This window comes from Mesorhizobium sp. M7A.F.Ca.AU.002.02.1.1, assembly GCF_003998535.1.
In the GTDB taxonomy this organism is placed as follows: Bacteria; Pseudomonadota; Alphaproteobacteria; order Rhizobiales; family Rhizobiaceae; genus Mesorhizobium; species Mesorhizobium ciceri.
Genome location: NZ_RZPB01000197.1, coordinates 1 through 8,777, shown reverse-complemented (window position 1 = coordinate 8,777; position 8,777 = coordinate 1). Strand labels below are relative to the sequence as shown.

Sequence of the window (8,777 nt, the reverse complement as noted above, 5' to 3'; positions counted from 1 at the left end):
ATTCACAAGCGCGCATGATCTACGAGCTTCTCGACATCGAGCCGCAGCAGAGCGACGCCCAAGGCGCCGCCGAGGCGAAATTCACCTCCGGCGAAGTGCGTTTCAACAACGTCTCCTTCCGCTATGTCGAGGAGGCTCCGGTGCTGCAGGATCTGAGTTTCGTCGCCGCGGCCGGCAAGGTGACGGCAATCGTCGGCGCTTCGGGCGCCGGCAAGACGACATTGGTGGCGCTGCTGCAGCGCTTCTACGATGTCGAGGCGGGATCGATCGAGATCGACGGCCAGGACATCTCGAAGGTCACCAAACAGTCGCTGCGCGGTTCCATCGCCTATGTCTCGCAGCAGCCCTATCTGTTCGAAGGCACCATCCGCGACAACATCCGCTACGGCCGGCTGAGCGCCACCGATGCCGAGATCGAACAGGCCGCGGGCCAAGCCGCGGCCGACGACTTCATTCGCCAGCAGCCGCAGGGCTACGACACGCCGGTCGGCGAGAACGGCGTGACGCTGTCCGGCGGCCAGCGCCAGCGCGTCTCGATCGCGCGGGCCATCGTGCGGCAGGCACCGATCCTTTTGCTCGACGAAGCGACATCGGCGCTCGACAACGAGGCCGAGGCTCGCGTCCAGCAGGCGCTGACAAAGGTCATGGAAGGCCGCACCACCATCGTCATCGCGCACCGGCTGTCGACGGTGGTCAATGCCGACCACATCATCGTCATGGAACAGGGCCGGCTGGTCGAGGAAGGCACGCACGCCTCGCTGATGGCCGATCCGCACAGCGTCTATGCCCGCTTCCACCGCATCCAGGGCGTCAAGGGTCTGGGGCTTGTCGACGACAGCGCGCCGATCCGGACTTCGGCGCAACGCCTGTCACAAGGCATCGACACGCAGAGCATCGCCGGGAGCACGACATGAGCGCCACGCCCGCAACCGACGGACCGGCAAATGATATGGGCCTGGTGGTGGTGGGCGCCGCCGGCCGCATGGGCCAGACGCTGATCCGTGCCATCCACTCTATATCAGGCGCGCGGGTCATCGGCGCGGTCGAGCGGGCGGATTCGCCGCATCTGGGCAAGGATGCCGGCGAGCTGGCCGGCATCGGCATCATCAACGTGCCGATCAGCGACGATCCGCTGCCGGTGTTCGCCAAGGCCGACGGTGTGCTCGATTTCACCACGCCTGCTTCGACGGTCGAATTCGCCGGCTACGCGGCGCAGGCGCGCATCGTCCATGTCATAGGCACTACCGGCTGTTCGACCGATGACAATGCCAGGATCGCGGCGGCGGCGCGCCATGCGACGATCGTCAAATCGGGCAATATGAGCCTCGGCGTCAATCTTCTGGCGGTGCTGGTCGAGCAGGCGGCGCGCGCGCTCGATGCCGACGATTTCGACATCGAGATCCTCGAAATGCACCACAAGCACAAGGTCGACGCGCCTTCGGGCACGGCGCTGCTGCTGGGTGAAGCCGCCGCCGCCGGGCGTGGTATCGAGCTCTCAGGCAACGACGTGCGCGTCCGCGACGGCCACACCGGGGTGCGCAAGACGGGCTCGATCGGCTTTGCCACGTTGCGCGGGGGCTCTGTCGTCGGCGACCACAGCGTGATGCTGGCCGGCACCGGCGAGCGCATCACCCTGTCGCACCACGCCGAGGACCGCGCCATCTTCGCCCGCGGCGCCGTCAAGGCGGCGCTTTGGGCGCGCGGCAAGAAGCCGGGACTGTATTCGATGCGGGACGTGCTCGGCCTCAGCTGAGCCGGCCTGATCCATAAACCTGAAGGAGCAAACATGTCGCGAACCCTCGTGCTCGTGCGCCACGGCCAGAGCGAATGGAATTTGAAGAACCTGTTCACCGGCTGGCGCGACGTCGACCTGACCGAACAGGGCCACGCCGAGGCCAAGGCCGCCGGGCAAAAGCTCAAGGCGCGCGGCCTGAAATTCGACATCGCCTTCACCTCCGCGCTGATCCGGGCGCAAAAGACATGCCAGCACATCCTCGACGCGGTCGGCCAGGGCGACCTGAAGACCATCCGCGACCAGGCGCTCAACGAGCGCGACTATGGCGACCTCTCCGGCCTCAACAAGGACGACGCCCGCAAGAAATGGGGCGAGGAGCAGGTGCATGTCTGGCGCCGCTCCTACGACGTGCCGCCGCCTGCCGGCGAGAGCCTGAAGGACACCGGCGCCCGCGTCTGGCCCTATTACCTGCACGATTTGCAGCCGCATGTGCTGCGCGGCGGCACCGTGCTGGTCGCCGCGCACGGCAACTCCCTGCGCGCGCTGATCATGGCGCTCGACGGCAAGTCGGGCGAGGAGATCGTCAAGCTGGAACTCGGCACCGGCGTGCCGGTCATCTACCAGCTCAACGCCGATTCCACCGTCGCTTCCAAGGAAGTGCTGGACGACTGAGCCGGCGAACGGAGCACCTGCGAAAAAAGCGCGTTGACAGCAATCGCTTGCCCGCTTACATGAGCCCGCACCAGCCCAGATGGCGGAATTGGTAGACGCGCACGGTTCAGGTCCGTGTTCCGCAAGGAGTGGAGGTTCGAGTCCTCTTCTGGGCACCAAATTCCCGTTTCGAACCACTTGACGGTTCAGAAACTTAGAGAAAAAAGCCCGGTTCGTCCGGGCTTTTTCTTTTCAGCCAACCTCCCCTTCCGGCCAGTCCCCTCACAAACCGCTTCAAACTCCGCGGCCGCTTCGCTACGCTCAAAACCATGGCTCAATCCACCAACCCGATCTTCGGTGCCCGCCGCGACCAGGCGTTCCCCACGCTGGCCGAGGTGGACATCGACCGCATGCGCCGGTTCGGCGAGGCCAGCGCCTATGCAGCCGGCGAGCACATCATCGAAGCCGGCGATGTGGCGCCCGGCCTGATCGTCGTGCTGTCGGGTAGCGTGGACATCACCCAGGACGGCGGGCTCGGCCGGCGCGAGACGATCGTCACGCACGGCCCGGGCAGCTTTGTCGGTGAGCTGGCGCAGCTTTCGGCCCGTCCCTCGCTGGTGAATGCGCAGGCCGCCGAGCCGGTGGAGGCGTTCGTCATCGCCTCGCAACGACTGCGCGACCTGATGGTGCAGGAGGCCAATCTCGGCGAGCGCATCATGCGGGCGCTGATCCTGCGCCGCGTCGGGCTCTTGGAGAGCGCCACCAGCGGGCCGATCATCATCGGACCCCAGGACAATGCCGACGTGTTGCGGCTGCAGGGTTTTCTGGCGCGCAGCGGCCAGCCGCACCGCGTGCTCGATTCCGACAGCGATCCCTGCGCCAAAACCCTGGTCGAACGCTTCGAGGTCGATCCGCACCACCTGCCGATCGTGCTCTGTCCAAACGGCAGGCTGCTGATGAACCCCGGCGAAAAGGACCTCGCCCGCTGCGTCGGCCTGTTGCGCCCGATCGATGCCGATACGGTGTATGACGTGGCCATCGTCGGCGCCGGCCCGGCAGGGCTGGCGGCGGCGGTCTATGCGGCATCCGAAGGGCTGTCGACGATCGTGCTCGATTGCCGTGCCTTCGGCGGACAGGCCGGCGCCTCCTCGCGCATCGAGAACTATCTCGGTTTCCCGACCGGCATCACCGGCATGGCGCTGATGGCGCGCGCCTACAACCAGGCGCAGAAGTTCGGCGTTGAAATGGTCATCCCGGACGAGGCGAAGCTTTTGAGCGCGGCCACCGACACTTCAGGCGCCCGCTATCTGCTCGATGTCGGTGACGGCGAGACCGTGCGCACGCGCAGCGTGGTGATCGCCAGCGGCGCGCGTTATCGTCGCCTCGACATCGCCGATCTGGCGCGGTTCGAGGGGACGTCCGTGCACTATTGGGCGTCGCCCATCGAAGGCCGGCTTTGCGCGGGCCAGGAAGTGGCGCTGGTCGGCGCCGGCAATTCGGCCGGGCAAGCGGCTGTCTACTTGGCCAGTCATGCGCGGAAGGTGGCGCTGCTGGCGCGCGGCGGCAGCCTCGATGCCAGCATGTCGCGCTACCTGGTCGAGCGCATCCGGGCGCAGCCGAACATCGAGGTGCTGACCGGGACCGAAATCGAGGCGCTGGACGGCGAAGAGGGCAATCTTGCCACGGTGCGCTGGCGCAACCGCGCCAGCGGCGCGGAAACGACGCGCCCGATCCGCCATCTCTTCCTCTTCATCGGCGCCGATCCGAACACCGATTGGCTGGCCAACTGCGATGTCGCGCTGGACGCCAGGGGTTTCGTGCGCACCGGATCGGACATAGGATCGGCGCAGATGGAGACGAGCCGCAGCGGCGTGTTCGCCATAGGCGATGTCCGCGCCGGTTCGGTCAAACGGGTCGCGGCGGCTGTCGGCGAAGGCGCCCAGGTGGTCGCGGCTCTGCATGCCTACCTCGCGCGCGGCAACGCCGACACATTTCGAATGGCCGGGAGACCATGATGGATGAATGCAGACATACGCGCGACATCAGGAAGGTCACGCCGAGCGCGCTCGGCTGCGAGGAATGCCTGAAGAGCGGGTCGCAATGGGTGCATCTGCGGCTGTGTCGTACCTGCGGCCATGTCGGCTGCTGCGACGACTCGCCCAACCGCCACGCCACCAAGCATTTCCACGCCATCAAGCATCCGATCATCGAGGGCTACGATCCGCCCGAAGGCTGGGCATGGTGCTATGTCGACGAGGTGTTTGTCGACCTCGGCGACGATGTGACCCCGCAGAACGGTCCGATCCCGCGCTTTGTTTGAGCGCCCTGGAGACGCCGAAGAAGAGCCCGGTTCGCCCGGGTTTTTCTTTGTCCAGCATTACGCGCTCGATGCCCGACTGTCCGCAAACTGACAGCCTACCCGTTCCAGTGTCCTGCCAGCTCACGATCATCCGAGCCCGACAAAGCTTTGACATGATCGCGGCTAGTTTAGAAACATTCAAAACTGGAAGGCTCGCATGCACCCCACCTATACAAGCGCGCAAAAAGCCATTCACTGGGCGGTGTTTCTGCTGGTCATCGGCCTTTATGGCTTGACCTATGTGGAAGAACTTTTTCCGCGCGGCGATCCCGGCAGCGCGCTCGTCTGGTGGTTCCATATTTCGTTCGGGCTGCTGTTGTTTGCGCTGGTCGTCATCCGCGTCGGCCTGCGCCTGATACTGGGAACGCCAGGGCTGCCGACGGAAATGTCGGACCTTGAACGATGGGCGGCCAAGATCGCGCATCTGCTGCTCTATGCGCTGCTGGTGACCATTCCGGCTCTCGGCATCCTGCTGACTTGGTATAGGGGCGACGCCTTGAGCTTCTTCGGCCTCTTCACCATCCCGGCCCCGGTATCGCCCGACCGCGACACGGCCCGGTTCATCAGGGAACTGCACAGCCTGTGCGCCAATTCGATCCTCATCCTCGCCGGAGTGCACGCGGCCGCGGCGCTATGGCATCATTTCATCCGCAAGGACGACGTGCTCAAGCGAATGCTGCCGGAAAGCACGCTCTCCTGGAGCAAGTCCGGGAAAGTGTGAAGTGGTTTCCCAGGAAAAGCGCATGGCGCCTTCCCTCGTTGATCGGGAGGGCCTTTCCCTCGACCTTCTTTTTTCTTCAGAAGGCGCTCTCCCCGAGAGGGCTAACGCCGACCGATAGCGCCTACCGCACGGAGCCGGTGACGGTCGGGTCGATCATGCTGGGAACCGACTTGCGTTCGTTTCCGGCAAGCGCCGCTATGATAAGCAGGCTGGCAACCACCGGGACAAACAGGATGGCAACGCGAGCCTGCACGTAAAATATGGCGCGCCATTCATTGCGCTTGTCGGGGCTGTTGCTCATCATACTCACTTTGTCGGCCCCCCGGGCCGTGACATAGAAGCTAACGGTTAAACAACTCCTTCCGACTTCGTTAACCTGGCGGATTTGAGGCGAAATTCCCACGCGATCCCCAAGATGGCGATCCCGGGCTTCAGTTGAGCCCGATGCGGCTGGCGCCCTGCCGGAACAGCGCTACGGCATCCGGTTCGAAGCGAAAGGTGCCGATGAAATCGTCGGCGCAATAGTCCGGCCTTGTCTTGCGGATGGCGGCGGCGAAGCCGCGCGCCTCGTCGAGCCGTCCGGCCAGCGCCAGGCAGTGCGCGGCGATCGCCAGTATGATGGCGTGGGCGTTGGGCCGCGCCGCCGCCTTCAGCGCCCATTCGGCCGCCTCCTCAAACTGGCCGAGCCGGACATGCGCCATGGCGCGTGCGCCCAGCATGCCGAACAGCAGCGGGTCGAACGGGCTGAGATGGCGCGAATGATCGGAAGAGCCTATCGCCGCTCGCGGGTCGCCCGACTGCGAATGCACGAAGGACAAAGCGTAGTGGCCGAGCGCGAAGTTGGGGCTGAGATCGACCGCCCGCTCGAGTTCGAGCAGCGAGCCGTCCTGCTCGCCGCGCAGCCACAGCGCCCGGCCCATCGCCCAATGGGCGGCCGGATTGTGGTCGTCGACCAGCAGGCTGTGGCCGGCGCTCTCGAAGGCCAGCGCGCTTTCGCGGTCGCGATCGCCCCAGCGCTGGAAGGCGTTCTGCCAGTGGGTGAAGGACAGGCCGGCATAGGCACGGGCGAAGGTCGGGTCGAGCTGCAAGGCCTGGGCAAAGAAATGCCGCGCCTGCTCGTTTTCGGCCTGGGTGAAGCGGTACATGTGCCAGAGGCCGCGATGGTACGCCTCCCAGGCGTTGAGCGAGCTGGGCGCCTTCAGCATGGCGCGGTTGCGCTCGACCGTTTCGATCTCGGCCGAGATCGAGGAGACGATGCTGTTGCCGATGTCGTCGAGCACGGAAAAGATGTCATCGGGCCTGCGCTCGAAGGTCTCGGCCCAGACGATCCTGGCGCTGCGCACCTCGATCAGCTCGACGCTGACGATGAGGCGGCCGGACGGGCTGCGCACCGTGCCGGTGGCGACATAGTCGACATTCAGCCGGCGGCCGGCATCCTCGGGCGCGATGTTCTGCTCTGCCAGCGCAAACACCGATCCGCGCGCGATGACGAAGAAATCCCTGAGCTTGGCCAGGCGGGTGATGATGTCGTGGGTGAAACCGTCGGCCAATCCGCCGCGCGTGCCGCCGCTCTCCTCGACAAACGGCATCACCGCCAGCGAAGCGTGGCTGGGCTCGACCGGGCCGGGTGCGGTGGGCATGGTGGCCACCAGTGGCGATAGCGTGGACAGGCAGGCCGTTCGAAGCGAGGTGCCCGACTGTCGGTCACGGATCGCCCGCCAGGCCGCGCGAAGCGGTGCGAAATCGAGCTCCTCCGACCGAAACAATCGTTCCGCCGCGGCCAGATGCTCTTCGGCCGCGCCGACCTCGCCGCGCCCGGCCAGATTGGACAGCAACGCCAGATGTCCGCACGTGTCGAACGGCGCCAGTTCCACCCATGTGTCGAGATGGGCGATCGCCTCGTCACTATAAGCCGGCAGGCTCGCGACAAGGCGTTCCAGCACGGCGGCATGGCAAGCGCTGAAGCGGCGGCGCTGCGCGATCAGCCAGCTGTTGAAATGCGGGCTGCGCTCGAGCTCCAGCCCGTCGAGGAAATCGCCGGCAAACAGTCCGGCCAGCACGCGCAAGCGCTCGACGTCAAGCGTGCCGATCCCTTGCGCGGCGGCGCGGCTGACCTCCAGCACATCGACCAGGCAATCGTCGAGATCGAGTGCGACCGTATCGCCTTGGGTGGAGACCCGGCGCCGGGCCGGCATGTCAAGCGCGCCGCGCAGCTTGCTCAGGCACCAGCGCAGTTCGCCCCTTGGGTCGTTCGGCACATCCCACAACAACTCGCACAGGCGACTGCGGCTGACCGGATGCGGCGCCAGCGCCAGATAGGCGAGCAGCGCGCGCAGCTTGCGTGACGCGGGCAGGGCAACCGGAGCGCCGTCGCGGGAGATCATCAGCGGTCCGAGCAGGCGCACGGAAAGGACCGGCATGTCGCCGTCCGGCCTCGATCGAGTGGATTCCACGTGCGTTTCCACGCCTGCTCCCACGCTGGCCTGTCGGCCTCTCCTGTATCACCAAACACGACACGGCGCATCCGGCAGCGGATATCAGCGCCGGATACGGGCATTGCCGCTGTGCGGCATGTCAGTCCTAGCGCGGCAAGGTCACCAAACCTCGCCGCCCAGCCCGCCGGTTTGTAACCGGCCCGTGAAGACAAAACGCGATGACAATCAAGGAGACCAAGATGTTGCAGCAGCAGAAGATCAGAACCACGGCCGGGCGCGGCCGCCTGTTCGACAGCATTCTCGACACCGTCGGCGACACGCCGGTGGTTCGCATCAACAATCTCGGACCGTCCCACGCGACGATCTACGTCAAGGCCGAGTATTTCAATCCCGGCGCCTCGGTGAAGGACCGGCTGGCGCTCAACATCATCGAGGAGGGCGAGCGCAGCGGGGCGCTGAAGCCGGGCCAGACGGTGGTCGAGGCGACCAGCGGCAACACCGGCATTGGCCTCGCCATGGTCTGCGCGCAAAAGGGCTATCCGCTGGTCGTCACGATGGCCGACAGTTTTTCGGTCGAGCGCCGCAAACTGATGCGCATGCTGGGCGCCAAGGTGGTGCTGACGCCGCGCGCAGAAAAAGGTTTCGGCATGTACAAGAAGGCGGTGGAACTGGCCGAGGCCAATGGCTGGTTCCTTGCCCGCCAGTTCGAGACGACCGCCAACGCCGCCATCCACGAGGCAACGACGGCGCGCGAGATCGTCAATGATTTCGCCGGCTCGCGGCTTGATTGCTTCGTCACCGGCTATGGCACCGGCGGCACGGTGGTGGGCGTGGCGCGCGTGCTGCGCCGCGAGCGGCCGGAAACCCGCATCGTGC

The 8,777-nt window shown here is 65.7% G+C and carries 9 protein-coding genes and 1 tRNA gene; 8 read left to right on the top strand and 2 right to left on the bottom strand.

Annotated elements, in window-relative coordinates:
• The 7 genes from EN879_RS14495 to EN879_RS14465 form a co-directional block, all read left to right on the top strand.
• On the top strand, positions 1-914 hold a 914-nt coding region (locus EN879_RS14495), incomplete at its 5' end, for an ATP-binding cassette domain-containing protein (protein WP_127274107.1).
• On the top strand, positions 911-1,753 hold the full coding sequence (gene dapB / locus EN879_RS14490; RefSeq protein WP_013528616.1) for a 4-hydroxy-tetrahydrodipicolinate reductase: 843 nt from the start codon (positions 911-913) through the stop codon (positions 1,751-1,753). The genes EN879_RS14495 and dapB, both read left to right, overlap by 4 nt.
• A 33-nt stretch (positions 1,754-1,786) precedes the next feature.
• On the top strand, positions 1,787-2,407 hold the full coding sequence (locus EN879_RS14485) for a 2,3-bisphosphoglycerate-dependent phosphoglycerate mutase (RefSeq protein WP_013528615.1): 621 nt from the start codon (positions 1,787-1,789) through the stop codon (positions 2,405-2,407).
• A 73-nt stretch (positions 2,408-2,480) separates the two neighbouring features.
• Positions 2,481-2,565 (top strand) — tRNA-Leu (locus EN879_RS14480).
• A gap of 150 nt (positions 2,566-2,715) precedes the next feature.
• A complete protein-coding gene (locus tag EN879_RS14475) occupies positions 2,716-4,401 on the top strand; it encodes an FAD-dependent oxidoreductase (RefSeq protein ID WP_063169661.1) in 1,686 nt (561 codons plus the stop codon).
• Positions 4,398-4,706: a UBP-type zinc finger domain-containing protein gene (locus EN879_RS14470; protein ID WP_063169662.1), complete on the top strand. Its 309-nt coding sequence runs from the start codon at positions 4,398-4,400 to the stop codon at positions 4,704-4,706. The genes EN879_RS14475 and EN879_RS14470 overlap by 4 nt, the downstream gene beginning before the upstream one ends.
• A 196-nt stretch (positions 4,707-4,902) precedes the next feature.
• The gene (locus tag EN879_RS14465) at positions 4,903-5,466 is read left to right on the top strand and encodes a cytochrome b (RefSeq protein ID WP_063169663.1); all 564 of its coding nucleotides are present in this window, start codon (positions 4,903-4,905) and stop codon (positions 5,464-5,466) included.
• A 121-nt stretch (positions 5,467-5,587) separates the two neighbouring features.
• Here the strand turns inward: EN879_RS14465 and EN879_RS14460 are convergent, their stop codons facing one another.
• Together EN879_RS14460 and EN879_RS14455 are read right to left on the bottom strand one after the other, a co-directional pair.
• Positions 5,588-5,767: a hypothetical protein gene (locus EN879_RS14460; RefSeq protein WP_023814179.1), complete on the bottom strand. Its 180-nt coding sequence runs from the start codon at positions 5,765-5,767 to the stop codon at positions 5,588-5,590.
• A gap of 130 nt (positions 5,768-5,897) precedes the next feature.
• Positions 5,898-7,886 (bottom strand): adenylate cyclase, encoded by a 1,989-nt coding sequence (locus EN879_RS14455; protein WP_013528611.1) that lies wholly within the window; start codon positions 7,884-7,886, stop codon positions 5,898-5,900.
• A gap of 254 nt (positions 7,887-8,140) precedes the next feature.
• Here EN879_RS14455 and EN879_RS14450 point away from each other — a divergent pair.
• Positions 8,141-8,777 (top strand): PLP-dependent cysteine synthase family protein (locus EN879_RS14450; RefSeq protein WP_164774410.1); only part of this gene is annotated, 637 nt, incomplete at its 3' end.

Excerpts from the sequence above, each read along its gene's own strand:
- EN879_RS14485 (WP_013528615.1), top strand. The coding sequence starts at position 1,787 with ATGTCGCGAACCCTCGTGCTCGTGCGCCACGGCCAGAGCGAATGGAAT.
- EN879_RS14470 (WP_063169662.1), top strand. The coding sequence starts at position 4,398 with ATGATGGATGAATGCAGACATACGCGCGACATCAGGAAGGTCACGCCG.
- EN879_RS14460 (WP_023814179.1), bottom strand. The coding sequence starts at position 5,767 with ATGAGCAACAGCCCCGACAAGCGCAATGAATGGCGCGCCATATTTTAC.
- EN879_RS14475 (WP_063169661.1), top strand. The coding sequence starts at position 2,716 with ATGGCTCAATCCACCAACCCGATCTTCGGTGCCCGCCGCGACCAGGCG.
- dapB (WP_013528616.1), top strand. The coding sequence starts at position 911 with ATGAGCGCCACGCCCGCAACCGACGGACCGGCAAATGATATGGGCCTG.
- EN879_RS14455 (WP_013528611.1), bottom strand. The coding sequence starts at position 7,886 with ATGCCGGTCCTTTCCGTGCGCCTGCTCGGACCGCTGATGATCTCCCGC.
- EN879_RS14465 (WP_063169663.1), top strand. The coding sequence starts at position 4,903 with ATGCACCCCACCTATACAAGCGCGCAAAAAGCCATTCACTGGGCGGTG.